The 24,572-nt window shown below is 70.1% G+C and carries 19 protein-coding genes; 10 read left to right on the top strand and 9 right to left on the bottom strand.

Translation table 11 applies throughout. The features are described 5' to 3' along the window. Positions 1 to 72: 72 nt before the first annotated feature. The 4 genes from ACFVYR_RS00525 to ACFVYR_RS00510 all read left to right on the top strand — a co-directional run bounded on the left by ACFVYR_RS00525 (position 73) and on the right by ACFVYR_RS00510 (position 4,348). Complete coding sequence (locus ACFVYR_RS00525; protein WP_384247032.1) at positions 73 to 1,779, top strand: sulfite oxidase; 1,707 nt, start codon at positions 73 to 75, stop codon at positions 1,777 to 1,779. Positions 1,780 to 1,879: 100 nt separating this feature from the next. After that, positions 1,880 to 2,530, top strand: coding sequence for a fasciclin domain-containing protein (locus ACFVYR_RS00520; protein WP_384247030.1), 651 nt, complete (start codon positions 1,880 to 1,882; stop codon positions 2,528 to 2,530). Between the two features lie 104 nt (positions 2,531 to 2,634). Beyond that, on the top strand, positions 2,635 to 3,528 hold the full coding sequence (locus ACFVYR_RS00515) for an NAD(P)/FAD-dependent oxidoreductase (RefSeq protein ID WP_384247028.1): 894 nt from the start codon (positions 2,635 to 2,637) through the stop codon (positions 3,526 to 3,528). A gap of 292 nt (positions 3,529 to 3,820) precedes the next feature. Then, positions 3,821 to 4,348 carry an SMI1/KNR4 family protein gene (locus ACFVYR_RS00510; RefSeq protein ID WP_384247026.1) on the top strand — a complete coding sequence of 176 codons (528 nt, stop codon included), beginning with the start codon at positions 3,821 to 3,823 and terminating at the stop codon, positions 4,346 to 4,348. 313 nt (positions 4,349 to 4,661) lie between these two features. Here ACFVYR_RS00510 and ACFVYR_RS00505 read toward each other — a convergent pair whose 3' ends face one another. The 8 genes from ACFVYR_RS00505 to ACFVYR_RS00470 form a co-directional block, all read right to left on the bottom strand. Next, the gene (locus ACFVYR_RS00505) at positions 4,662 to 5,045 is read right to left on the bottom strand and encodes a nuclear transport factor 2 family protein (RefSeq protein ID WP_384247024.1); all 384 of its coding nucleotides are present in this window, start codon (positions 5,043 to 5,045) and stop codon (positions 4,662 to 4,664) included. A gap of 222 nt (positions 5,046 to 5,267) precedes the next feature. Continuing rightward, positions 5,268 to 5,495 carry a hypothetical protein gene (locus ACFVYR_RS00500; RefSeq protein WP_384247022.1) on the bottom strand — a complete coding sequence of 76 codons (228 nt, stop codon included), beginning with the start codon at positions 5,493 to 5,495 and terminating at the stop codon, positions 5,268 to 5,270. Continuing rightward, positions 5,492 to 5,974 (bottom strand): DUF5994 family protein, encoded by a 483-nt coding sequence (locus tag ACFVYR_RS00495; protein WP_384247020.1) that lies wholly within the window; start codon positions 5,972 to 5,974, stop codon positions 5,492 to 5,494. Before ACFVYR_RS00495 ends, ACFVYR_RS00500 begins: the two co-directional genes overlap by 4 nt. A gap of 275 nt (positions 5,975 to 6,249) precedes the next feature. Further along, positions 6,250 to 6,858: a hypothetical protein gene (locus tag ACFVYR_RS00490; protein ID WP_384247017.1), complete on the bottom strand. Its 609-nt coding sequence runs from the start codon at positions 6,856 to 6,858 to the stop codon at positions 6,250 to 6,252. Between the two features lie 43 nt (positions 6,859 to 6,901). Further along, positions 6,902 to 9,322 (bottom strand): glycoside hydrolase family 65 protein, encoded by a 2,421-nt coding sequence (locus ACFVYR_RS00485; RefSeq protein ID WP_384247015.1) that lies wholly within the window; start codon positions 9,320 to 9,322, stop codon positions 6,902 to 6,904. Positions 9,323 to 9,324: 2 nt separating this feature from the next. Beyond that, on the bottom strand, positions 9,325 to 10,026 hold the full coding sequence (locus tag ACFVYR_RS00480; protein ID WP_384247014.1) for an HAD family hydrolase: 702 nt from the start codon (positions 10,024 to 10,026) through the stop codon (positions 9,325 to 9,327). 99 nt (positions 10,027 to 10,125) lie between these two features. Beyond that, a complete protein-coding gene (locus tag ACFVYR_RS00475; RefSeq protein WP_384247011.1) occupies positions 10,126 to 12,519 on the bottom strand; it encodes a phosphoketolase in 2,394 nt (797 codons plus the stop codon). A 243-nt stretch (positions 12,520 to 12,762) separates the two neighbouring features. After that, a complete protein-coding gene (locus ACFVYR_RS00470) occupies positions 12,763 to 13,197 on the bottom strand; it encodes a universal stress protein (RefSeq protein ID WP_384247009.1) in 435 nt (144 codons plus the stop codon). A gap of 1,309 nt (positions 13,198 to 14,506) precedes the next feature. Between ACFVYR_RS00470 and ACFVYR_RS00465 the strand changes: the two genes are divergently transcribed. The 6 genes from ACFVYR_RS00465 to ACFVYR_RS00440 all read left to right on the top strand — a co-directional run bounded on the left by ACFVYR_RS00465 (position 14,507) and on the right by ACFVYR_RS00440 (position 23,213). Next, the gene (locus tag ACFVYR_RS00465) at positions 14,507 to 16,774 is read left to right on the top strand and encodes a hypothetical protein (RefSeq protein WP_384247007.1); all 2,268 of its coding nucleotides are present in this window, start codon (positions 14,507 to 14,509) and stop codon (positions 16,772 to 16,774) included. A 715-nt stretch (positions 16,775 to 17,489) separates the two neighbouring features. After that, a complete protein-coding gene (locus ACFVYR_RS00460) occupies positions 17,490 to 18,416 on the top strand; it encodes a hypothetical protein (RefSeq protein ID WP_384247004.1) in 927 nt (308 codons plus the stop codon). Positions 18,417 to 18,716: 300 nt separating this feature from the next. Further along, entirely contained in the window at positions 18,717 to 19,145 is a 429-nt protein-coding gene (gene panD, locus ACFVYR_RS00455; protein WP_384247002.1) for an aspartate 1-decarboxylase, read from the top strand. 136 nt (positions 19,146 to 19,281) lie between these two features. Then, on the top strand, positions 19,282 to 19,923 hold the full coding sequence (locus ACFVYR_RS00450) for an aspartate/glutamate racemase family protein (protein WP_384247000.1): 642 nt from the start codon (positions 19,282 to 19,284) through the stop codon (positions 19,921 to 19,923). 853 nt (positions 19,924 to 20,776) lie between these two features. Continuing rightward, complete coding sequence (locus ACFVYR_RS00445; RefSeq protein WP_384246997.1) at positions 20,777 to 21,757, top strand: acetylxylan esterase; 981 nt, start codon at positions 20,777 to 20,779, stop codon at positions 21,755 to 21,757. Between the two features lie 121 nt (positions 21,758 to 21,878). After that, complete coding sequence (locus tag ACFVYR_RS00440; RefSeq protein ID WP_384246995.1) at positions 21,879 to 23,213, top strand: transglycosylase family protein; 1,335 nt, start codon at positions 21,879 to 21,881, stop codon at positions 23,211 to 23,213. 91 nt (positions 23,214 to 23,304) lie between these two features. Here the strand turns inward: ACFVYR_RS00440 and ACFVYR_RS00435 are convergent, their stop codons facing one another. Next, a complete protein-coding gene (locus tag ACFVYR_RS00435) occupies positions 23,305 to 24,384 on the bottom strand; it encodes a DMT family transporter (protein ID WP_384246992.1) in 1,080 nt (359 codons plus the stop codon). Between the last annotated feature and the right edge of the window lie 188 nt (positions 24,385 to 24,572).

Here is a 24,572-nt window from a genome sequence, read left to right as displayed (position 1 = left end):
CGGCCCCGGCCGCGCCCGGGACGCGGCGTGCGAGCGACCAATCCGGGCGCGGCGCGAGGACGGATCCTGAGCATGGACAACGTGACACATCGGCCCCTCGGCGGCGTCAAACGCCTGTCGCTGGGCGCCTTGAGCGGCCTGCTCGCAGGTTACGCCGCGATCGCGGTCGCGGAACTGGTCTCCGCCGCGGTGCGGCCCGAAGCGAGCCCCGTCATCGCGATCGGCGGAGCGGCGATCGACCGTACCCCGGCCCCCGTCAAGGACTGGGCCATCCGCCACTTCGGCACCAACGACAAACTCGTCCTGCAACTGGGCATCGTCGTCGTACTCGGCGTGCTCGCCCTGGTCCTCGGCATGGTCGCCACGCGATGGCGGACGACCGGTGCGGCCGGCGTCCTGGCCTTCGGCGCCGTCGGAGCGCTGGCCGCGGTCAACCGCCCCGACTCCACCGGCCTCTCGGACGCGCTGCCCTCCGTCGTCGGTGCCGTCGCCGGAGCCGCCCTGCTGTACCGGCTCGTCGGGCGACTCGTCGACACGACGGACCCGACGGCGCCGACCGGGCGCTCCGTCGAACCGGCCACAGTGGAAGAGCACCCGAGGGAACAGGCTGCGGCACAAGAGCACCCGAGGGAACCGGCCGCGGCACAAGAGCCGCGCGAGGCGGTGCGGACCCTGGCGTTCCCGCCCGACTGGGACCGGCGGGGGTTCATCATCGCGGCCACCGCCGCGGCCGCCGCCTCGACCGGCGCGGGCCTCGCGGGCCGGGTCCTGAACGGCTCGCAGGACAAGCAGGCGGTCGCCTCACGCAACGGTGTCAGACTGCCGGCCCCCTCCTCACCGGCCGCCCCCGTCCCGCGCGGAGCCGCCCTGCGGATCAACGGCATCAGCCCGTTCATGACGCCCAACGGCGACTTCTACCGCGTCGACACCGCCCTGCTCGTACCCAAGGTCGACGCCGCACGGTGGCGGATGCGCATCCACGGGCAAGGTGTCGAGCGTCAACTGTCGCTCTCCTTCGACGACTTGCTCCGCATGCCGCTCATCGAACGGGACATCACTCTGACCTGCGTGTCCAACGAGGTCGGCGGACCGTACGCGGGCAACGCCCGCTGGATCGGCGTACGGCTTGCCGACCTCCTGGCGCGGTGCGGGGTGAAGCCCCCTTCCAAGGGAGGGCCCGCTGATCAGCTGGTGGCGCGTTCCGTGGACGGCATGACCATCGGTACGCCGGTGGAGGACGTCATGGACGGCCGCGACGCGATGCTCGCCATCGGCATGAACGGCCGGCCGCTCTCCTTCGAGCACGGCTTCCCCGTACGGATGGTCGTCCCCGGCCTCTACGGGTACGTCTCGGCCTGCAAATGGATCCGGGACATCGAACTCACCACGTTCGACGCCTACGACTCCTACTGGGTCAAGCGCGCCTGGGCCCCGCGCGCGCCCGTCAAGACCCAGTCGCGCATCGACACCCCCAAACCCTTCGGGCGCCCACAGGCGGGCACCGTCATGGTCGCGGGCGTCGCCTGGGCCCAGCACCGGGGCATCGACAAGGTCGAGGTGCGCGTCGACGACGGGGCCTGGCAGCGGGCCGAGCTGGCCGCCGAGGACACCCGTGACACCTGGCGCCAGTGGTCGTACGCCTGGCAGGCGGCCAAGGGCAGCCACACACTGACCGTCCGTGCCACGGACCGCACCGGCACGACCCAGACGGACGAGCGCACCCGGACCATCCCCGACGGCGCGTCCGGCCACCACTCGGTCGCCGTCACCGTCGACTGACCTCCGCGCGGTGGTGGACCAATCCGCGGGCCGGTCGGTTCCGGATTCCGGGTGATGAGGGCAGAGGGCCTTCACGACATCTGATCGCCGAGGGATCGCCATGCAGACTCGTATCCGCCGCGCAGCCGTCGTCATCGCCACCGCGGCCCTGCTGCCGCTCGGGCTGACCGCCTGCTCCGACAACGACTCCAAGGACAAGGCGTCCGACAGCGGGTCGAACAGCGCCTCCAAGGGATCGGACAAGGCCGACCCGTCGAAGGACACGGCAAGCATGAGCGAGCCGTTCGGCCCCGCCTGTTCGACCGTGCCCAAGGGCGGCAAGGGCAGCTTCGCCGGCATGGCCGACGACCCCGTCGCCACCGCCGCCTCCAACAACCCGGCCCTGTCCACCCTCGTGACGGCCGTGAAGAAGGCCGGCCTCGTCGACACCCTGAACAACGCCCAGGACATCACCGTCTTCGCGCCGACCAACGACGCGTTCGACAAGATCCCCAAGGCGGACCTCGACAAGGTCCTCAACGACAAGGCGCAACTCACGAAGATCCTCACCTACCACGTGGTCGGCAAGAAGCTGGCGCCCGAGGACCTGGAGAACGGCTCCCAGCAGACACTGGAGAAGTCGGAGCTGACCACGTCCGGCTCGGGCGAGTCCTACAAGGTCAACGACAGCGCGAACGTCGTCTGCGGCAACGTCAGGACCGCCAACGCCAACGTCTACATCATCGACAGCGTCCTCATGCCCAAGAGCTGACCGACGCTCAGCGACCCGGCCGTCCCGTCCTGTCCCGCCCCGTCCCGTCCCGTATGCGTCGCCCGGGGCGGAAGGGCCGGGGCACGATGGACGCGGGACGGACGGTGTCAGCCCTCTGGGAGGCCGCGGACGGAGCGCGAGGAGAGACCCGCTTCCAGCATGTGGTGGACGCTTCCGGCCGGGCAGGGGTGCTCGCCGCCCGCCAGCTGCGCGACAGACGGTTCCACGACGCCTTCCGTAACGTCGCCACCTGGGGGTACTGGCGGGGCGCGACGCCGGTCGAGGAGGCTCCCGAAGGCGCCATTTGTGTACTGTCCCTGCCGGAGGACGGCTGGTTCTGGGCGATCCCGCTGCACGACGGAACACTGAGCGTGGGCCTGGTGACCGACAAGGTCTCCTTCGGCACCGGCCGGGCCGCACTCGGGAGCGTCGAAGCGCTGTACGCGGACCGGATACGCCGCTGCCCGGCGCTGCAACGCATGCTGGCGGACGCCGAGTTCGCCCCGCCGCTGAAGGTGGAGAGCGACTACTCCTACGTTGCCGACCGGTTCTCCGGGCCGGGATACCTCTTGGCCGGAGACGCGGCCTGCTTCCTGGACCCGCTGCTCTCCACAGGGGTCCACCTGGCGATGTACAGCGGCATGCTCGCCGCCGCGACCCTCGCCGCAATCCAGCGGGTGGAAGTGGGTGAGGACGAGGCGCGCACCTTCTACCAGGGCGCCTACCGGCACGCGTACGAACGACTGCTCATCCTGGTCGGCGCGTTCTACGACATCCACGAGGGCCGCGACGCCCACTTCCGGCGCGCCCAGACACTCAGCCACCGCGATCAGCGGGGCCTGCGCCTGCACGAGTCGTTCCTGCACATCGTCAGCGGCATCGAGGATCTCCGCGACGCCCGTGACGACGGCTCGACCCACCTGTTCGACAAGCTCCGCGAACCGTTGCCCGGCCACCGACACCGGTGGGCCTCGGCGGCCACGGCACCAGCGCCATGACCCCCTGGCCCACGACACCCGACCGGGCCGTCGCGGGCCTGTGCCTCACGCTCACTCCGCGGCTGGGGATACGACGCACGAACACGTGACATCGGCCGCTGCGGCTCGCCGAGGGCGGACCGTGTGGGGTTCGGACAGAGAGGCATATCGCCGGAGTCGCCGGTATCGCCGCGTGGGGCGGAACTTACGGGTTCGCGGATGGGTTGTCGTCGCTCCTTCCAGCCACTGGAGGGCGGGCCTTATGTCACGACCTGGTGGCTCCTCAAGATTCCGGCCATGCCACCCTGTTCGCGTGACACCGAACCAAGACCGCCAATTTCCTGCCGCGCTCGCCGCCGCCATGGCGGTCCAGTACGACTACGCCGACGGTGACGGTGTCGACTTCGAACCCTTCGCGGCCTTCCTGCCCGCCGATGAGACAACCGACTGGCTCCGAGCGTGGACCGGCAACGGCGAACTGAATGGCGACGACTTCCGTGTGTTCGGCCAGGATGGCACCGGCGGCTACGCCGCCCTCTGGCTGGTCCGCCCAGGCCGGGAACTGGTCGAGCAGCCTGTCGTCTTCTTCGGCTCCGAAGGAGAGACCGGCGTCGTCGCGCGCAACCTGGGCGCTTTCCTGTGGCTGTTGGCCGACGGCTTCGGCCCCTGTGAGGCAGTCACCTCGTACGAGCCCAACTGGGTTCCACACTGCAATCGTGAACTGACGACGATCGCGGAAGAATGCGCTCCGGACCACCGCGCGCGGGCATCTGCCGTGCTCCAGCAGGCCACACAAGAATTCCCAGACTTCGACGACTCCATCATGGAACTCTGTCGCTGAACTCGATCACTGAGGCCAGAGGCGAATCCGACCGGAGCACGTGAGACGCGGACCACAACGGCGGAGACGTGCCAGCTCGCCGCTTCCCGGCCTCAATCGGCCCTCGGCGTCGGGCCACGCGACTTGCAGCACCGGGAGGGGCGGCCGCCCGTAGAATCCGATGGCCTGCCCCGCTTCATATCGACCATCGCAGAGATGTTGCAGAGGAGCCCAGGGCCCATCGCAGAGCTGCCGTGCCCGCGGTACCACGGTGACATCGGCCTCGTTCCGGGTTCGCCCTACGAACCGTGTCGGTTCGTAGGGCGAACTTCGTTCAGGCCGTAGGCACGCGGTCCAGGAACCCGTGCACGGTACGGATCCGGCCGTCGTCGGCCAGGGCGATCACGTCGAACCCGGCTACGGGCGCGGACCCGTCCACGGGCGACACGAGTTCCCAGGTGAAGCGCGCGATGTCGTGGTGCCCGTCGACCGTGCCGGTCCTGCGGAACTCGAAGCCGGGGAACTGCTCGTGGGCTCCGTTGATCACGGCGGCGACACCCTCGTGTCCGGAGACGTCGGCCAGCGGGTCCGTGTAGCTGCCGTCCTCCGTCCAGGCGGCGGCCACGGCCTTGATGACGTTCTCGGTGCCCTCCGCGTTCCAGGCCTCGAAGTAGCGGGCGACGGCGGTCTCGTACGCGATGGTGTCGTGTGCGGTCATGGCGGGTCAGCCTCCTGTGAGGTGAGTCTCTTCTTGCGGGGCGATGACTCAAGCCTGCCGCTCGGTCGCGCGGTGGTCGATTACGTCCGGGGTAATGAGAGGCCGGCCCGTGGTGGTACCCGGCCGGGAGGAACCGCTGCCTGAAGAAGCCGCCGAGGCCAGGGCGACCCACGACTGACCGACCCCGTTCCCGTCAAACGGTCGTCTTTGGCGAGGCCTGGGTCAGCGGGGTCGCTTGTGCGAGGTGCGGTCGCGGCGGCGGCGCGCGGGGAACCGGCCGCGGCCCCCGTTGCGATGGTCGTGCCGATCCGCCGGGGAGACCGTGCGGCTGTAGGTGCGCAAGGCGATCCTTTCGGCGTGCTGTGCGTTGAGGCGGTGGATCGCGTATGCGTGGGTGGCGATCAGGAACAGGAAGGCGATTGCGGTGAGTGCGGTGTCGACGATGGTCACCGCCCCACGGCCGTGGGACCGATGTCGGCGGCGACGAGAGCGGTGGCGGTCAGCGGAGGTCCGCCCGGGTCGCCGGCGGCGGCCATGAGCCGGGTGGCGCTCGCGGGATCCGTTTCGGGCGGGATCACCAAGAGGTCCCAACGGCCGGTCCCATAGGACAGCAACAGCACTTTGTGCGGATCCAGTTCGGGGGTGAACCAACCGATCCTGAGTACGTGGCCGTGGAGGGTCACCTTGCGCGGGACGACGGGCCAGAGCATGGGGTTGACGGCGATGCGGGTGATGCGGCCCCACAGTGGGTCGAGTACGTCCGCCAGAGCGGGAAGTTCAGCGGTCAGGTCGCGAGAACGGGGCCACCAGGCGCCGTCGAGCAGCCCGCGGCCCGTCGGGGACCGCAGGGCCACCCGGGCGGCGGGAGGCACAGGGCGGGTGGTGCGGGTGGTGCGGGTGGTGCGGCTGAGGGTGGTGGTCGCAGTCATGATGCGAACCCGTCTTCGGAGCGACACGGTGGTCGTCCCCGTTGCCGTTGTTCACCGAGGACGAGACCCGCGTGGATGCAGGAGTACGAAGTGCCCCTGGTGCAGCCACCGTACTCCTGCGCTGGAGCCCGATGGCCGCTCCGGCGCCGCCAGTCTCGTCCAGGATGCGCATATGGCATCAACGAGTTCCGCCCCCGGCAACTCCCAGGTGATCGGCAAGTTCTGAGGGTTCTCCTCTTCCCGCTGCGACCCGCTCACCGGGCTCACCGGGATGTTCAACAGGGCAGAGTGGTCTTGCCTGCGGCGCCTGTCGCGCCGGTGGTGCCGTTCGCGAACATCGTGGCAGCGGTTCCGTTGCCGCCGGGCTTACCCGGGCACACCGGGCTGGCCGCGCCGCCTGCGCCGCCCGTGCCGCCTGTGTGGCCGCCGCTGAGGATGGCGGCACCGCCGTTGCCGCCCTTGCCGCCGTTGATTCCGGCCCCGGCATTGCCGACGCCGCCCACGCCGCCCTTGCCGCCGGTACCGCCGAGCTGGGCCTCGCCGCCGGAGCCGCCGTTGCCGCCGTTGCCGTTGGCTCCGCCCGCCCCGCCCGTGCCGCCCAGGCCGCCGACGCTCGCGACGCCGCTGGCATTGCCTCCGGTCCCTCCGTTGCCTCCATTGCCATTGGCGCCCGCGGTGCCACCGGTGCCGCCGAGCCCACCGATACCACCGAGGACCCCAACGCCGTTGGCCCCGTTACTGCCGGGAGCCCCGGTGACGCTGTGAGCCCGGGCGCTGCCCGTACCCGGCTGGGCGGAGGCGAGAGCGGGCGTCAGGGTAAGGCCGGCTACGGCGATCGTGGCGATCAGGAAGGTCCTTGCAGTGGTTGCGCGCATGGTGCGCATGGTGTGACTTCCTTCGATTGGTCATGCGGAGAGATGCACATGCTCATGGCTGGTCGGCGAGGAGGAGGGTGCAGGAGTCCCCGGGCTCGACTGACACAGTGCGATGGGGGAGCGCGATGTCGATCGGGTCTCGGTCCGACTTCGGGACGGTGACCCGCAGTTGTCCGGCGCCGAGTCGCAACCGGACGCCCCAGTGCCCCCGGTAGCGGATCGCGAAGCTGTATTCGGACAGTTCGGGCAGCGGTGCGGGGTCGAGGTGCAGCGTCCCGTCGCGGGTATCGAGGCCGGTCAGGCCTCGCTGGATCAGGTCCAGCGTGCCCGCCATGGCGCCGAGGTGGATGCCCTCGCCCGTGGTACCGCCCTGTACATCGGCGATGTCCCCGGCCAGCGCCTCCTGCACGTAGGTCCAGGCGTCGGAGCGGCGGGCGCGGGCCAGAATCCAGCCGTGGACGAGGCTGCTGAGGGTGGATCCGTGGCTGGTCCGGGCCAGGTAGTAGTCGACGGTGCGCTGCCATGTGGCGTCGTCGAGCATGTACCCCAACTGCGTGAACAGGCCGCGGAGTTCGGTCGGGGCGAAAAGGTAGCCGAGCATCAGGACGTCAGCCTGTTTGGACGCCTGGTAGTGATTGACGCTGTCGTTCTCGGCCTCAAGGATCCGGTCCAGGCGGCGGATGTCACCATAACGGGCCCGGTATGCCGCCCAGTCGAGCTCGGCCAGCTCGCCGTACCCCTCGAACTGGCTGATCACTCCGTCATGGAACGGCACGTGCAGCTTCTTCGAGATCTCCTCCCAGGCGTCGAGTTCACCGGGGGAGAGGGCGATGCGCTCGTAGAGGTCGCGCCGACGTGGTTCGGGCAGGCCGCGGAGCAGGTCGAGGGTGCGGGACAGGACCCAGGCCGCGGTGACGTTCGTATACGCGTTGTCGTCGAGGCCCGGGTGTGCGGCTCCCGGGTAGGCCTCGTGGTATTCGTCGGGGCCGACCACCCCGCGGATCCGATAGCGGCCGACTGTCTGGTCGTATGTGGCGAGCCCGGCCCAGAACCGGGCGATCTGTGCCAGCATCTCGGCGCCTTTGGTGTGCAGGAACCCGGTGTCGCCGCTGGCCTCGCAGTACTGCCACACGTTGTAGGCGATGGCCGAGCCGACGTGGTGCTGGAGGCCGGAGTGGTCGGGCAGCCAGCGGCCCGAACGCGGATTGAGGTGCAGGTGCTGGGTCTCCTCGCGGCCGTCGCTGCCGCTCTGCCACGGGTACATGGCGCCGTTGTGGCCGGCATCGCGAGCGGCGAGGCAGGCCTGCTCCAGGCGGCGGTGGCGGTAGGTGAGCAGGGCGCGGGAAACCTCGGGGAAGTGCAGGTTGAGGTAGGGCAGGACGAACAGTTCGTCCCAGAAGACATGGCCCCGGTAGGCCTCGCCGTGCAGTCCCCGGGCCGGTACGCCCACGTCCAGGTCGGCTGTGTGCGGGGAGAGGGTCTGCAGTACGTGGAAGAGGTGCAGCCGCAGTACCGGCCCCGCGCTTTGGGGGACGTCCAGTTCGGCGTTGCGCCACAGCTGCCGCCAGGCCGTTCGGTGGGAGGTCAGCAGGGCGGTGGCGTCGGGCGCTCGGTGCACCCGGTCGACAGCGGCGTGCAGCGGGTCGCTGATCGCGGGGTCGCGGGAGGTGTGCAGTGCGACGGTCTTGTCGACGGTCACGGTCTGACCGTCGGTGAGCGAGAACCTCAGTCGTTGCACCGCTCGCCCGGTGTCGTGTTCGACGGCCGTGTCCGCCGGGACGTCGGCCGTGGTGCGGGCGGCAAGCCCGATCCGGATGTCGGAGGTGGCGGTGCGGCAGCGCAGCCACATGGTGTCGTTGTCGCCTGAGGTTCCGGTGTGGGTGTGGGTGAGGTGGTGGGCGGCCAGCAGTCGGTAGCGTTCGACGCCGGAGTTGGTGACGGTCCCGTCGAGCGCCGCCTCCACGTCGAACGGCCCGGACCAGCCTTCCGCGGTGAACTCGGTGCGCAGGAGCCCCAGATGAGGATCGGCCATGTGTACGAGGCGTAGCTGGCGTACGGCGAGGCGGCGGCCGGTGCCGTCTTCGTAGCGCAGGGTGCGGGTGAGCGTGCCGGAGCGCAGATCGAGGCTCTGGCGGTGGTCGAGCAGTTTGTGGGTGTCCGGGGACAGCCACTCGCCCGGGCTGGTGCGGAAGCGCAGTGGCAGCCAGTTGGGCAGATTGACCATCTCTTCGTTCTCGGTCTGCCGCCCGGCGACCTCGGACGTCAGCCGGTTGTAGCAGCCGGCCGCGTACGTGCCCGGGTAGTGGACGGAGTCGGCGGCGCATTCAGGGGCGGCGCCGCGCGTGGCGAGATATCCGTTGCCCAGGGTGCACAGCGACTCACGGAGCCGTTCCTGGGCGGGGTCGTAGCCCTCGTACTCCCAGATCCAGTCGGTGAGGTCGGGAAATCCGGTCGAGCCGGTCTCGTCGAGCATGCTCAGTCCTCCGATACGAGCAGGTCGGCGAGGTCGTCGACCACGATGTCCGCGCCGTGGTCCAGGAGCGCGGCGCGGGTGGCCGGGGTGCGGGCCCGGTCCACGCCGATGACCAGGCCGAAGCCGCCGCGCCGCCCGGCCTCGACGCCCGCGAGGGCGTCCTCGACGACGGCGGTGCGGGCGGCGGGGACACCGAGGCGGCGGGCGGCCTCCAGAAACAGGGCGGGGTCGGGCTTGCCGGGCAGGTTCAGGCGGGCGGCCTCGGCACCGTCGACCAGGGTGTCGAAGAGGTCCCGCACACCCGCGTGATCGAGGAGTTCTGGAGCGTGCCGGGACGCGGACGCGGCGGCCCGGGGGATTCCGGCTGATCGCAGGACGTGCAGCAGCCGGATCGTGCCGGGGTAGGCGTCGATGCCGTGCTCGCGCAGCTGGTTGGTGAACAGCGCCTCTTTGTCGGCGGTGACGGCCAGTACGTCGTCCTCGGCGGGGTCGAGCCCGCGGGAGTCGAGGAAGGCAAGGGCGCCGTCGTGACGTGACTTGCCGTCGACGTACCGCAGGTAGTCGTCATGGGCGTCGAAGGGGCGCTGACCGGCCTGTCGCTCGTTCAGGTAGACGTCGAAGGCCGTCTTCCACGCCGTGGCGTGCACCCGCGCCGAGTCGGTGATGACGCCGTCGGTGTCGAGTACCACGGCCTCCATGCTCATCAGTGAGCACGGTATGGCCGACCGGGTCGGCCCGCCGCTCATCGGGAGCCGCCGGAGCTTGTGGTCATGGTGGTGTGCCCCTGGGTGGGCCGGGGCACGTCAGGCGCTCCAGGTCCAGTCGGTGACCTCGGGGAGGTCGGTGCCGTGTTCGCGGATCCAGGCGTGGTGCAGCAGCCGGACGTCCTCCATCTGCTGCCGCACGCCGGCGGCGCGGACGGCCAGGCCCGGCACGCGGTCGATGACGTCCATCACCAGCCGGTAGCGGTCGAGGTCGTTGCGGACCACCATGTCGAAGGGGGTCGTGGTGGTGCCGATTTCCTTGTAACCGCGGACGTGCAGGTTGGCGTGGCCGGCGCTGCGGTAGGTGAGGCGGTGGATCAGCCAGGGGTAGCCGTGGTAGGCGAAGATGACCGGCTTGTCCTGGGTGAACAGGGCGTCGTACTGGGCGGCGGGCATGCCGTGCGGGTGCTCCTCGGCGGGCAGCAGGCGGGCGAGGTCGACGACGTTGACGACTCGCACGGCCAGGTCCGGAAGGTGGTGGCGGAGCAGTTGCGCGGCGGCCAGTACCTCCTGGGTGGGAACGTCGCCCGCCGCGGCGAGCACCACGTCCGGCTCCCGTGAGTTGTCCTCCGTGCCGGCCCAGGTCCAGATCCCCGCCCCGCGGGCGCAGTGGGCACGCGCCTGGCTCAAGGTCAACCAGTCGAAGGAGGGCTGCTTCCCGGCCACGACGACGTTGACGTAGTCACGGGAGTGCAACACGTGGTCGGCCACCGCGAGGAGGGTGTTGGCGTCCGGGGGCAAGTAGACCCGTACGACCTCCGGCGACTTGTTGAGGACGTGGTCGATGAAGCCGGGGTCCTGGTGGGAGAAGCCGTTGCTGTCCTGGCGCCACACGTGCGAGGTGAGGAGGTAGTTCAGGGAGGCGATGGGCGCGCGCCAGGGCAGGCGGCGGGAGGTGCGCAGCCACTTGATGTGCTGGTTGACCATGGAGTCGACGATGTGGACGAACGCCTCGTAGCAGGAGAACAAGCCGTGCCGGCCGGTGAGCAGATAGCCTTCCAGCCAGCCTTGGCAGGTGTGTTCGGACAGGATCTCCATGACGCGGCCGTGCCGGTCGAGGTCCTCGTCGCTGTCCAGCGTTTCGGCCTGCCAGGCCTTGCCGCTGGCGGCGTACACGGCCTGGAGGCGGTTGGAGGCGGTCTCGTCAGGGCCGACGACGCGGAAGTCCCGCCGCTCGCTCGTGGCCGCCATGACGGATTCGAGAAGGTCACCGAGGATCCGAGTGGGCTCGTGCAGGGTCGCGCCGGGCTTGTCGACGGCGACGGCGAACCTCTCCAGGGGCACTGCGGGAAGGTCGCGCAACAGCAGACCACCGTTGGCGTGCGGGGTCGCGCCGAGACGCCGCGCGCCCTCGGGAACACAGGCGAGAACCTGCTCGCGGGGGCGTCCCCGCTGGTCGAAGAGTTCTTCGGGCCGGTAGGAGCGCATCCACTCCTCCAGTTGTCCCAGATGTTCCGCGCTGTCGCGGACCCCGGTCAGCGGGACCTGGTGGGAGCGCCAGGTGCCTTCCACCGGCAGCCCGTCGACTTCCGCCGGCCCGGTCCAGCCCTTGGGTGTGCGCAACACGATCACGGGCCACGCGGGCCGCCCGGTCGCGCCCTCCTGACGCGCCGCACTCCAGATCTCGGTGATGCGGTCCAGGGCGGTGTCCATCGCCCGGGCCATGTCCCGGTGCACCTGGACCGGATCGTGCCCCGTGACGTGAAGAGGGGCGTGACCGTACCCCCGCAGCAGATCGTCGAGTTCCGCCTCCGGAATCCGGGACAGGACCGTGGGATTGGCGATCTTGTAGCCATTGAGGTGCAGAATCGGAAGGACCGCACCGTCGTGGGCGGGATCGAGGAATTTGTTGGAGTGCCAGGAGGCGGCGAGCGGGCCGGTCTCGGCTTCACCGTCGCCGATCACACAGGCGACCAGGAGGTCGGGGTTGTCGAGCGCGGCGCCATAGGCGTGGGACAGTGCGTAGCCGAGTTCGCCGCCCTCATGGATGGAGCCCGGGGTTTCCGGGGCCACGTGGCTCGGCACTCCGCCGGGGAAGGAGAACTGACGGAACAGCCGCTCCATGCCCGTCGCGTCCCGGCTCACGTCGGGATAGGTCTGGCTGTAGCTGCCCTCGAGCCAGGAGTTGGCGAGGACCGCGGGCCCGCCGTGGCCCGGCCCCCAGATACACAAGGCTTCCTGACCGCGCTTCTTGATCAGGCGGTTGAGGTGGGTGTGGACCAGGTTGAGCCCCGGAGAGGTCCCCCAGTGCCCGAGCTGGCGCGGCTTGATGTGTTCGGGCCGCAGTGGCTGCGTGAGCAGAGGATTGGCCAACAGGTAGATCTGGCCGACAGCCAGGTAGTTGGCGGCCCGCCAGTGAGCGTCCAGCGCGCACAGTTCGTCATCGGACAACGACATGGTGCTGGTTCGGTGTTCCTGCTCGGCGTGAGACATGAAAGAACCTCGTGAACGTCGTCGGATGGGGCGAAGGGCTGTGGAGCGAGGCGAGGGACTACATGGGGCGCCATGGCCGGGAAGAGGACCCGGACAAAGCGGCTACCGGTTGGAACGGCACCCCTTGGACAGACGCTCAAATCGTGGCTCAGAGGGCGAATCCCCCTTCGGCCCTGCTTCGCGTGGATACACGCTGAGTTCTGCGGCGTGTGGGAACGCCCGGCGGGACGTGGCTGGCCTGGATCAGACTCGGACGACGACCACGGGGCAGGTGGCCAGATGCACGCAGTGCTGGCTCACCGAACCGAGCAACGCCTGCGTGAAGGCCCCGTGGCCGCGGTTGCCCACCACGAGCAGGTCAGCTCCCTGCGCTGCCGCAATCAGAGCCTTGGCCGCATTTCCGTCGATCACGGCCTGACGGATCTCGACACCTGGCTCATCCTTCGTGGCCCGCGCCACCGCCTCCGACAAGGTTTTGCCGAAGGTACTCTCGAAGTCATCGGGGAGCGGCAGCGCCGGCCACCCGGCAGTCGTCGGGTAGTCCCAGGCGATCAGAGCCTCAACGACGCTGGACGTCATCCGCGCCTGACGCACCGCCCACCGCAACGCCGCTTGGGAGGGAGGCGAGCCGTCAACCCCAACCACGATCCTTCGCCGTCCACTGTCTTGAGTACCCATTCCGACCTGCCTTCCAGAGTGATGACGAGCCTTGCCGCGACGACTGAAGGGCCGGCGGACGGAGAATCAGGCCACCGGCCTTCTCCGTGCTGATGTGGGCGTTTCTGCCCTTGAGTACTTGTTCGCAGCGGTCCAGAGCCGACTCGCTGGGCACCGTCCACATGAGGCAAGGAATGCCGATACCTCCCGCAGCTCAGGCCCGTGTGGCAGCCACAGCGCAATGGACGGCCCGAAAGGAGGCGCGGACAGCTGCGCGCTGCCCCGCGCCATGCGTAGACGGCGTCGGAAGGTCGAAGCAGTTCACTCTCGCGTGCACCCTTGGTGGGGGCACGGCCGTGTATGCAGGAATCCGGCCTTGGGAAGGGGCGCGCTCCAAGGAGCGAGACAGCTGAGAGCCGTTGCGCTGCCGGGGGCCGGGGCCGCACGACACACGCTAGTCCTTCACACCTGGCCTGGATAGCCGCCAAGTGGCCAGCTGCAGGACGTGCACGACAGCCCGGTCACATATCGCAGGTGAACCGTGGTGCCCACAGGGACGGTGATCATGGGCACCGTCACTGTGGGCGCTGCGTAGGCTTGCGCAGTCGTCGCGGTGGGGGAGGAAGGCGGACCAACTCTCCTCATCAGGGGGAGCTGTCTGCAGTCGCGGGTCTGTCGGCAGCGATCATGAGGTCGGGCCCGACGCCCTCGCGTCCGATGCGTGCTCACCGGAGTTGAGGCCATCCGCTATGCCGTAGCGGTACCCATCCGTCGACTCGCCCCTCGGGGTGCCGTTGCTGGAGCTGTTTCGGATGACCCGTCATGTTGGAGCGCATCCCGATCCGTGAGCCGGCCGCAAAGGGCTACTGGCCTGTAGTTTTATGTGTGCCCACTATGTGCGAGGCGGGCGGTGCGGGCGATATTCTGATGCTGAAACGCGGCCGGTGACACTCTTACTGACGAAATGCAAGGTCAGTTGTGGCTACTCAGGCGGTCTGTTGGCTTAGACCTCCTACAGGATCACCGCGGCCCCCCCCCGCCAGTTGACGCCGAGTAGCGCGCCGGTCGCTGGGGTGATTCCGCGACCGCCCGCTTCTCGCAGGAAGGGAGACCAAGTGTGCGCCGCGACGACTTATCAGTCGAACCTGGCAGCGGTACCCTTCAACTGAAATCGGCGACCGCACCATCTGGTGGGGCTCGCATGAATTCGTACGGGGGTCCGATGGCCAGATTACGCATCTTGGCATGGCCTCTTGCTGTTCTGGTCCTTGGATACGGAACACTATTGGTCTTCTGGGCAAGTGGAACGTACACGTCTGCTCTTCCAGGGTTGTTCGATTTCCGAAGTGCGACGTGGGGTGACGGTCTCCTTCTGCCGTTGTTGGCGCTGTGTCTGCGCGTCTCGACGCGGCGGCTGGCCACGCAGTACACGCCGCCCCATCGGTGGCGCGCTGTCGTCATCGGTGCCCTGTCGGGGGCGGCCGTGGGCGCCGCGGTGATCGTGGCTTGGGTGCGGGACGAGCATCCGGTGTTGAACTGGACGATCCCAAGAGCCGGAGATCTGAACGCCGTCGGAATCTGGCACGCGGCGTTCCTGGTTTCCGCGTGTTGCTGCTTCGCAGGGCTGGGCACTGACGCGGTGAAGCATCTGCGCGCCGCCGACGCGACAGACGTCCAGAAGACGTTGACCTCGTCGTGGGCGTGCGTGGCATGTGCCTGCATGGCGAGTTACGCATGGCTGGCCGTTGCGGACGCGGAACGTGCGGGCGACACCGTCGGTGGGCGGGCCTCCCTCGTCGCTGTGACCATCGGCGCAGTTCTTGTGGCAGCGACATTGGTACGACTGCGGGTATGGCGCCATCTCGCCTACCTCAGCACCCTCGCCGTCTCTTCGGTGCTGGTGCTGTTCACCGTGGTCTTCGTCGACGCACACCCCCACATGAACAGCCTTGTCTACGCCGCCCTGACCAGTGTGACGGCATCCGGCCTCGGGCTGGCGGCGACGACGAGACGGGGCGGCTCTCTGTCGGTGGTGGAAGCACTGGGGGTGTGCGGCCTGTTCGGCGCCGTCACCGTGTACGTCTCCGCCGCACGCCCGGACCATCTCTGGATCACCCTGACATCACCGGTCCTGGCGGTCGCCTGCGCAGCGTCCTTACGCTGGCTGCGAGGCAACGTGCTCAGCATGCCCGGGCAGTCTCCCCTGACCGCTGAGTACGGGGTGTCGGTCGGCATCTCGACCTGTCTCCTGGTCGCCTCCCTGTTCGCGACGACCCTTGTCGGGAGGACGGACGAGTACATCACCGGCGGCTTCATCCTCACCATCGCCGGTGCCGTTCTGGGCGGAGTCCTCTTCCAGTACTTCAAAGCCGACTATGTCGACCTCATGGCCGTGGAGGGAGACTCGACGCGCCGTTCGCCCGACGGTCGGCCCAGCAGGGAGCAGCGACGGGCGGCCACCAGAGTGTGGACGCGGATGGCGAGCTACAGTGTCGCGGCGTTCTCGGCCATCCTGGTGCTCACGATCGCCCTGGCCCCGTCCCTGAAGTGGAGCCCGGGTTCGGCCCAGGTCCCCTGGGAGATCCTGCTGAGCGTGGGAGGAGTCGCTGCCGCTGGGGTGCTGGCCACGGGCAGAAGCGTCGTCATCGCCTGGGCGACGGCAGACGCGTCAGCCTCCGCTACTCCCGACCGCTCCGCAGGGTCGGCGTGGATCTGCGCCGGTGGCGCGACAGTCATCTGCATCGTCGTGCTCGTGGCGCTGGTGCGCGAGGGTGCGGTGAACATCCTGGCTCTCCTCCAGGCTCTCGTGATGATGTTGTTCGCCGCGGAGGGCATCGCGGGCAACGGGGCATGGCTGCACGCCACGCGGCTGACGAAGGCGTCGACGGCGGCCCTTGTCTCGGTCACCGCCGCGACGGGGCTCATCACCTACTGGTCCATGTCCGGTCTGGTCCGGCCTGCCGGGCGGCCGGCCAATGTCGGTTGGTCACTGCTCGCCTGGGCCTGCTGTGCGCTGGCAGTGCTCCTGCTCATGGTCGCCGCGGCCGCGGCCTTCTACCGAGCAGGAGGTCGCCGATACCGGACGGACTACCCACCCGTCAAAGGGGTGGCGCAGGACGCCTTCCTCCTCATCATCCTCTGGCTGGCCCTCGGTTGGCTGCCGCAGACCGTGCTGGCGCATGTGCCTGCGTCGGTCGACGAACGGTGGGCCGCCATCGGAACCCTCCTGGCCGGGTTCATGCTCACGTTCTGTCCACCGTTCCTTTGGACGCTCGAAAACAACGACACCCATGTCTGCCGCCAGCGGGAGGTTCGCGCCAGCGGTGAGACGCCCGGCTACGGACCCTTCTTCGAAGAGTCCTCGTCGCATCGGATCAGTGCGCTGCCCGACCGCATCGGCCGCTATGCGCATGTCGTTGCGGCCGAGGAAGGGGAGGATACGGAGGAGTTGTCCGCCGCGAACTTCATGGACAGACTCAGCGGCCACACGGCGGTGCAGAACGCGTTGGCCCTCCTGCTCGTCCTGATCTCCGTGGTGGGCGCCGTCGGCGTGTTGTCCGCCTTCTCCGGTCCGAGACCACCCCCACCGTCTGTGTGAGCCATCAGGCCCTCGTGCGCCCGGGCGCGCCGCGCTCACAGTCGGTGGACCAGCCGGACCCATTCCGTCGACGCGGTCCGGGACCAGCCGCATCCCGACCGCACCCGGCGTCAAGACCACCGGCTCCGGCTCCGGCTAAGTGTCATCGACAGCATCGACGCCTCCTTTCGCTCGGACGTCACTGTGACAAGCGCGGTGAAGGCATCCGGCGTTCGCCGGAAGGGTCTTGCTTCGGCAACCCGCTTCCAAGTTGGCGGGCGCCCGAAACGGACGGCTGGATTTCGCTGCTGATGTCGATGGCCCGGCCCTAATCCCTGGCATTTTTGGGCGTAATTGCGTCTGGGATGTACGAGGACTATGCTTTCCCGTCAAAGACGGGGGCCGCATATGCCGGGACCCGCGTGGATTCGGCCATCTCTGTGCACGCCGGGTAGCGCAACAGTGAATATCTGTAAACGAAATTTCAAGGGGACTTTTTCTCCTGCAGTTGGCGTACCGCTCCATCGGGTGATTGTCGAAGGAAATCGGGCGCCCTGTTCCATTACAAATATCTGGACATGCGTGTCGTATGGAAGTAGCGCGTAATTCTCGGACGGCCGCACGGCGTGCGGCACGGAAAAGTGTTCGAGGGAAATTACTCCTTTTTGGGTGTCGTGCCAGCCTGATTTCGCGCCTCGGATCGACCCTTGCTTCACCCGAGCCAGAGGAACACACCGTGAACAGGAAACAGACCACCGCTCTCCTCGCCCTCCCGAGTCTCTTCGCCGGCGCGGCACTCTTCCTTGGCACCCCTGCCGAGGCCTCTGCCCTGGCCTGTACCGCAGGCACTGCGGGTGTTGCGGGTGCCAACGGCAGCGCCGCCCACCCCGCGGGTTTCCCTGGTACCACGGGCGGTGCTGCGACCGGAACGGGTAACTGCGCGGGCGGTGCCGGCGGCCCCGGCGGAAACGGCTTCGCCACCGGGGTCGGCGGTGCGGGCGGCAATGGCGGGATCGGCGTGGGCAGCGGATCCGGCGGTGCAGGTGCCACTGGTGGCACTGGCGGCTCCAGCGGTGCGGCGGGCGGTAACGGTGGCACCGGTGCCACCGGCGGCCTCAACGGCGCGGGTGGCGCGGGTGGTGCGGGCGGTGCGGGCACCAACGTCAGTGCGGGCGGCATCGGAGGTGCCGGCGGGAACTCCGGTGCCAGTGCCGGAGCCGGCGGCAAAGGCGGCCTGGGTGGCGTCGGTGGATCGACCGGTGGCGCGGGCGGCAACGCCGGCAATGGCGGCATCGGCCACGGCGGCGGCACGGGCGGTAACGGCGGCGCGGGCGGCACCAACACCTTCGGCAACGGAGGAAAGGGCGGTAATGCCGGAATGGGCGGCAACGGCAGCTCCGGCGGGGCCTACCCCGGTGGTGCCGCGGGCATCGGCGGGGCCGGTGGCGTGAGTTCTGGAGGGATGGTCAACTCGGGTGGCAACGGCGGCACCGGCGGCAACGGCGGTGTGAAGTCGGGTGCCAGCGTTGATGGCACCTGCGGGATCGGTGGCGCCGGCGGCAACGCCACGGGGGGCACGCTCTTCCACGGCGGGACCGGTGGAGCCGGCGGAACGTTCGGCGCGGGCAGCCCCTGCGCGAGCGGCGCCAACGGAACACCGTGACCTTGCCCCACCAGGTGCCCGCCTCATCATGCCACCAGGCCGCATGGCGCGGTCTCGGGACGTGACGGTTGAACCCTGACCCCGCCACTGAGAGTCGATGGGCTGACTCTCAGTGGCGGCGTGCACCCAGGACTGGCGCCCGTCACCATACTTCCGACCCGGGGGGTGCCAGCAAGTGGTCAGCTTGACTCCTGAAAAGCCTGGGGAAGGCTGCCCGGACTTGCGACTCGTTGTAAGGTAGGTAAACAGCCCTTGACCTGCAAAAACGCAGGCAGGGAGCCTATGTCCAGGAGTGCCTCAATGCTGCGCACCATGTTCAAGTCCAAGATTCATCGCGCCACGGTGACCCAAGCCGACCTGCACTACGTAGGGTCCGTCACCATCGACGCGGATCTTCTCGACGCCGCCGATCTGCTGCCCGGCGAGCTCGTCCACATCGTCGACGTCACCAATGGCGCCCGCCTGGAGACGTACACCATCGAGGGGGAGCGCGGCAGCGGTGTCATCGGCATCAACGGAGCCGCCGCACACCTCGTACACCCCGGCGATAAGGTGATCATCATCAGCTATGCCCAGGTCGAGGACGCCGAGGCGCGGGCGCTGCGGCCGAGGGTCGTCCATGTCGACGAAGCCAATCGGGCGGTGGCCCTCGGGGACGACCCGGGGGAGCCGGTGCCGGGTGATCCGGACATGGCGCGGAGCCCGTCGAGCCGTCGCGTCTCCGCCTGACCTGTCTCCTGGCTCTCCTGCCTCCGCCGCCCTCGCGTACGCGAAGAAGAGTGAGCGGAGGACGATGAGCGGTATCGAGGTGCGTGGCGACCTGGTTCCAGGCGCAGTGGCCGCGGATGCGGTGGCTCCGGGTGCAGTGACCTTGGGCCTCTTGCACACGTCCCCGGTCCACGTGCCCGTCTTCGACGGCCTGCGCGACGCGGCACACCCGGGGCTCGGACTCCGGCACCACGTCGCGGAGGAACTCCTCGCGCGGGCCCGCCGGGAGGGCCCGGACGCGGTCGCCGCCGACGTGCGGGACGCCTTGGTGCGGGCGGCGGAGGAGGGCGCGGGAGCCGTGCTGTGCACCTGTTCCACCATCGGCGGTGTCGCCGAGGCGGCCGGTGCGGACCTGCGGATTCCCGTGGTCCGGGTCGACCGGCCCATGGCCGCGGCGGCCGTCGCGTGTGGGCCCCGTGTCGTCGTACTCGCGGCGGTCGCGTCCACGCTGGGGCCGACCTCGGCGCTGGTCGAGGAGGAGGCCCGGCGGGCCGGGCGGGATGTCTCGGTGCGGGCCGAGCTGGTCGACGGGGTGTGGGAGAGGTTCGAGGCGGGGGATTCCGAGGGGTACGCGCAGGGGGTGGCCCGGGCGGTGCGTGCCGTGCGGGACGCGGACGCCATCGTGCTGGCGCAGGCCTCCATGGCCGGGGCGGAAGCGCTCGTTGCCAAGGGGCGCGTGCCGGTGCTCTCCAGCCCTCGGGCCGGCCTCGCCGCGGCAGCCGCGCTGGTCGCCGGGTAGCGGGATCGCGAGGTGGCGGGGCCGCAAGGTGGCAGTCCTGCGAGGTAGCGGGCTGCCGGGTGTGTGGCCGCGAGTGGCGCGGACGTCGTCGGGAGCACGGCAACGGCGCGGCTCGGCCCCGGCGCCCGCCGCGCGCAACGGCACCTGCACAGCCCCGGCGCACGCCGCGCGCAAGGAACACCGAACCGTGGAAGGCTTGGGCGCGGGGGCGTCGGGTACGCGGGGAGGAGCCGCTGGCGTACCACTGGCTGGAGGAGTGCAATGACCCACCCGTACCCTGATCCCGCACCGGCCCCGGGGCCCGTCAGGCCGTTCCCGGACCCCGATCCCGTGCCGCCGGAGCCGGGCAGGCCCTTCCCCGCCCCGGACCCGGTGCCCAACCCGGAGCCCCGGCCGAGCCCGGCTCCGCCGCCCTCCCCGATCCCTCAGCCGCCGGGCCCCGACCCGGAGCCCGAGCCCCAGCCGGGGCCGATGTGACGGGCGGCCGATCACAGTCCTGAAAGCGGCCCGCCCAAGTCCTGAGAGCGGTCGGCCCAAGCCCTGAAGGCGACCGGCCGAATCCCTGACGATGGCCGGCTCAACCCCTGACGGTCCACCAGCCCCCCCCTGACGTGCCCCGTCCCAACCCCTGACGGCCCACCGGCCCAATCCGGAAGGCCGCCGACTCAACCCCTGACCGCCCACCGCCCCATGGTTCCGAACAGCGGCGGAGGCGTGGACCCACCGGCACCGGTCCACGCCTCCGCCGCCGTCCGTTCCGGGTCCGCTTCCCGGTCTGCCGCGGCCCCCTGCCCGGCCCCGCCCCGCTGGCATAACGTGACCTTTCCGCGCCTTTACGAAGGAGGAGCCGCCTGTGCCCCAATTCGACCTTCCCCTCGACGAACTGCGCCGCTACCGCCCCGACTTGCCCGAGCCGGACGACTTCGACGCCTTCTGGGAGAAGACGTTGCAGGCGGCACGGGAACACGGGCTGGACGCGCGGTTCGAGGAGGTGGAGCTGCCGCTGACGGGTGTACGCGTCTTCGACGTCACGTACGCCGGATTCGGGGGCCACCCCGTCAAGGGCTGGCTGGTGCTGCCGCCCGGTGCCGAGGACGGCGAGCCGCTGCCCGCCGTCGTCGAGTACATCGGGTACGGCGGCGGGCGCGGGCTGCCCCACATGCATCTGCTGTGGGCCGCGGCCGGCTACGCGCACTTCGTGATGGACACCCGGGGGCAGGGCAGCGGCGGGTGGGCGCAGGGCGACACGCCGGACCCGGTCGGGAGCGGCCCGTCGTACCCGGGGTTCATGACCCGCGGGATCGAGGACCCGCACGACTACTACTACCGGCGCCTGTACGTGGACGCGGTGCGCGCGGTCGAGGCTGTCCGAAGCCATCCGCTCGTGGACGCCTCGCGGGTCGCCGCGCTCGGGGTCAGCCAGGGCGGTGGCCTCGCCCTCGCGGTCGGCGGGCTCGTGCCGGATCTGGCCGCCGTCGCGGCCGACGTGCCGTTCCTCTGCGACTTCCCGCGGGCGACGACCCTCACGGACCGGCCGCCGTACAGCGAGATCGGGCTGTATCTGAAGGCCCGTCGGGGCGGCCAGGAGCGGGTCTTCGGAACCCTTTCGTACTTCGACTGCGTGCACTTCGCCGCCCGGGGGCGGGCGCCCGCGCTCTTCTCCGCTGCCCTGCAGGACCTGACCTGCCCGCCGTCGACGGTGTTCGCCGCCTTCAACGCGTACGCGGGAAGCGAGCGTTCCATGGAGGTGTACGGCTTCAACGATCACGAGGGAGGCGGCCCCTACCAGCAAGGCGTCCAACTGCGTTGGCTGAAGGGGCACTTGAGGAGCTGACTCGCAGAACCTCGCCCCGGCACCCGGCTCTTGTCACGGATTGGTCCGACCGGCTAGCTTGCGGGCTTGTCGGTGTCAGCCGTGCGCGATCCGCGATGACGTGTGTCCGAGGGAGCTCCCAATGGCCGTACGGGGCCGGCACCGCCGGTATCAGCCGAACCGCATCAACCGCGCGTCGCTGACCGTCACGGCGGGCGGCGCCGGCATGGCGCTCCCGCTGACCGTCGCGGGCACCGCGGGCGCGGCCGACGTCGACACCTGGAACAAGGTCGCGGCCTGCGAGTCCGGCAGCAACTGGAGCGTCAACACCGGCAACGGCTTCTACGGCGGCCTCCAGTTCAGGCAGTCCACCTGGGAGGCGTACGGCGGCACGGCCTACGCCCCGCGCGCCGACCGGGCCACCAAGGGCCAGCAGATCTCCGTCGCCGAGAGGGTCCTCGACGCGCAGGGCCCCGGCGCCTGGCCGGTGTGCTCGTCGAAGGCGGGCCTCACTCGGGGCGACGGCACGCCCGATGTGACTCCGGCCCGTGCGCCCGCCAAGCCGGAGCGGGCCCGGCGCGACGTCAAGGACGTCAGGCCCGAGGTGACCCCGCAGTCCACCGCGGGCACCGCCGAGATGTACACGGTCGTCCATGGCGACACCCTCTCCGGGATTGCCGGGGAACGCCGGGTCCGGGGCGGCTGGCAGCAGTTGTACGACGCCAACCGGCGCGTCATCGGGGACGACCCCGACCTGATCACGCCCGGGCAGCGGCTCTCGGTCCACGGGCAGCGGTCTGCGGGGGAGCGCGCCGGGAGCCGGGGGCACGAGCGCGCCTCCGACCGAGCGGATCACCGGTCCGCGACGCGCGCCCGCCAGCAGGCGGCGGAGAAGAAGGCCGCGCAGGAGAAGGCCGCGCGGGAGAAGGCAGCCGAACGGAGAGCGGCTGAGCGGAAAGCGGCCGAGAAGAAGGCCGCCGAGCGGAAGGCGGCAGAGAAAGCAGTCGCCGAGAAGAAGCGCCAGAAACCGCACTCCTCGAAGCCCTCCGCGCCCCGGCCCGACCACGCCACTCCCGGCGCCGTCGCCCCCGTCGGCGCCTCGCCCAGCACCCCCTATCGTGCGGCGGGCGGTTCCTGGTCGAAGGGGTACCACACGGGCGTCGACTTCCCCGTGTCCACCGGGACGTCCGTGAAGTCCGTCGCCGCCGGCCGGGTCGTCTCCGCGGGCTGGGGCGGCAGCTACGGCTACCAGGTGGTCATCCGCCACGCCGACGGGAAGTACAGCCAGTACGGCCACCTGTCGGCGCTCTCAGTGCGGGCCGGACAGCAGGTCGGCGCCGGGCAGCGCATCGCGAGGTCCGGGTCCACGGGCAACAGCACGGGCCCGCATCTGCACTTCGAGGTGCGGACGGGGCCCGGTTTCGGTTCCGATGTCGATCCGCTCGCCTACCTGCGGGCACGCGGCGTACGGATCTGAGCGGCCCCCGCTCCGGACGCTCCCCAACCCGCACGCTCCCTGACCCGGACATCCTCCGGCCCGGACGCCCTCCGCCTCAGCGGCCCTCCGGTCAGGACACCATCCGCTCGCGGCGGCTCGGCGGTCGCGGCCGGCTCCTGCGGTGCGCGACCGGCGCCTGCTGGGCCGGCACCCCAGGCAACACGTCCGCGGCGGCACGGGCCACGGGCCCGTCCGCCGCGTCGGAGGCGGCCTCCGACTCCGCTCCCGACCCCGGCCGGGGACCAGGCTGCCGGGCGGACGGTGACGGTCCGCCCCGTGCCACCTGACGGCCCTCGCCCACCGCCACGGTCGACGTCTCCCGCGCGATCCGCTCGGTCGTCAGCAGGACCAGGCCACTCGCCGCGACGACACCGCAGACCAGCGCCAGGACGGTACCCGCAGCGCCGTGGCGGAAGGATTCTCCGAACAGGGTCAGGCCGACCGCGGCCGCCGCCACCGGGTTCACGACGGTCACCGTGGCCAGCGGGGCCGCGAGGCCCGCGCCCCGGTACGAGGCCTGCGAGAGCAGGACACCGGCCGCCGCGAGCACCGCGATCGCCCCGAGGGTCGGAAGCTGCTCAAGGAGTGCGACGTCGCGGTCCCAGTCCACCGCCACCGTCTTCGTGAACACCGACGCGATGCCGAAGGCCCCACCGGCCGCACAGGCCAGGAGCACGCTGCGCATCACCGGGTGCCGGTGCGCCGCGTGCGCCGCGACCATCAGCGCGAGGACCCCGCAGCCCGTCGCCATGGCGAGCATGAGGCGCTCGGCCTCGGCCAGGGACTGCGCGTCGGACGACGAGGTGAGCGAGAGCAGCCCGGCGAGGCCCACCGTCGCCAGGAGCGCGCCCCGCCAGGCGGTGGCCCCGGCCCGGCGCCGTACGAACACGGCGGCCATCGGCAGGGCGAACACGATGGTCAGCGCGCCGAGCGGCTGCACCAGGCTGAGCGGACCGTAGGCGAGCGCCACCACGTGCAGCAGGGCGCCCAGGCCGTTCAGGGCGATCCCCGTCCACCAGGCGCCCCGGCGCAGCGGCGCGTACCCCTGGCCCGCCGACGTCGCCGCCACGCGCTCCTGGAGGATCGCGCCGCCGGCGTACGCCACGGCTGAGACGAGGGAGAGCAGCACGGACAGCGCCAGAGCACTCATGAGGTGCTCCGCGCGGCGCGGTGCGCCCGGTGATCCCGGTCTGGCGAACGGTCTGCTTCCATAGTGACAACGATGACTCCGAAATCCCTCCGAGTCGTCGTACCTGAGCAGGCAATTGGTCCTACTACCGATGGAGTACGACCTTTCCCGTGTCCTCCTGAAGAGGGGTTACCTCCTGGGCGCGGAGA

The sequence above is a fragment of the Streptomyces sp. NPDC058284 genome (assembly GCF_042881135.1).
Lineage (GTDB): Bacteria > Actinomycetota > Actinomycetes > Streptomycetales > Streptomycetaceae > Streptomyces.
This window is presented reverse-complemented; position numbering and strand designations above follow the sequence as displayed.

Excerpts from the sequence above, each read along its gene's own strand:
- ACFVYR_RS00505 (WP_384247024.1), bottom strand. The coding sequence starts at position 5,045 with ATGACCGCACACGACACCATCGCGTACGAGACCGCCGTCGCCCGCTAC.
- ACFVYR_RS00485 (WP_384247015.1), bottom strand. The coding sequence starts at position 9,322 with ATGCTCGACGAGACCGGCTCGACCGGATTTCCCGACCTCACCGACTGG.
- ACFVYR_RS00495 (WP_384247020.1), bottom strand. The coding sequence starts at position 5,974 with ATGACTGCGACCACCACCCTCAGCCGCACCACCCGCACCACCCGCACC.
- ACFVYR_RS00480 (WP_384247014.1), bottom strand. The coding sequence starts at position 10,026 with ATGAGCATGGAGGCCGTGGTACTCGACACCGACGGCGTCATCACCGAC.
- ACFVYR_RS00440 (WP_384246995.1), top strand. The coding sequence starts at position 21,879 with ATGGCCGTACGGGGCCGGCACCGCCGGTATCAGCCGAACCGCATCAAC.
- ACFVYR_RS00490 (WP_384247017.1), bottom strand. The coding sequence starts at position 6,858 with ATGCGCACCATGCGCGCAACCACTGCAAGGACCTTCCTGATCGCCACG.
- ACFVYR_RS00475 (WP_384247011.1), bottom strand. The coding sequence starts at position 12,519 with ATGTCTCACGCCGAGCAGGAACACCGAACCAGCACCATGTCGTTGTCC.
- ACFVYR_RS00470 (WP_384247009.1), bottom strand. The coding sequence starts at position 13,197 with ATGGGTACTCAAGACAGTGGACGGCGAAGGATCGTGGTTGGGGTTGAC.
- ACFVYR_RS00520 (WP_384247030.1), top strand. The coding sequence starts at position 1,880 with ATGCAGACTCGTATCCGCCGCGCAGCCGTCGTCATCGCCACCGCGGCC.
- panD (WP_384247002.1), top strand. The coding sequence starts at position 18,717 with ATGCTGCGCACCATGTTCAAGTCCAAGATTCATCGCGCCACGGTGACC.
- ACFVYR_RS00435 (WP_384246992.1), bottom strand. The coding sequence starts at position 24,384 with ATGAGTGCTCTGGCGCTGTCCGTGCTGCTCTCCCTCGTCTCAGCCGTG.
- ACFVYR_RS00525 (WP_384247032.1), top strand. The coding sequence starts at position 73 with ATGGACAACGTGACACATCGGCCCCTCGGCGGCGTCAAACGCCTGTCG.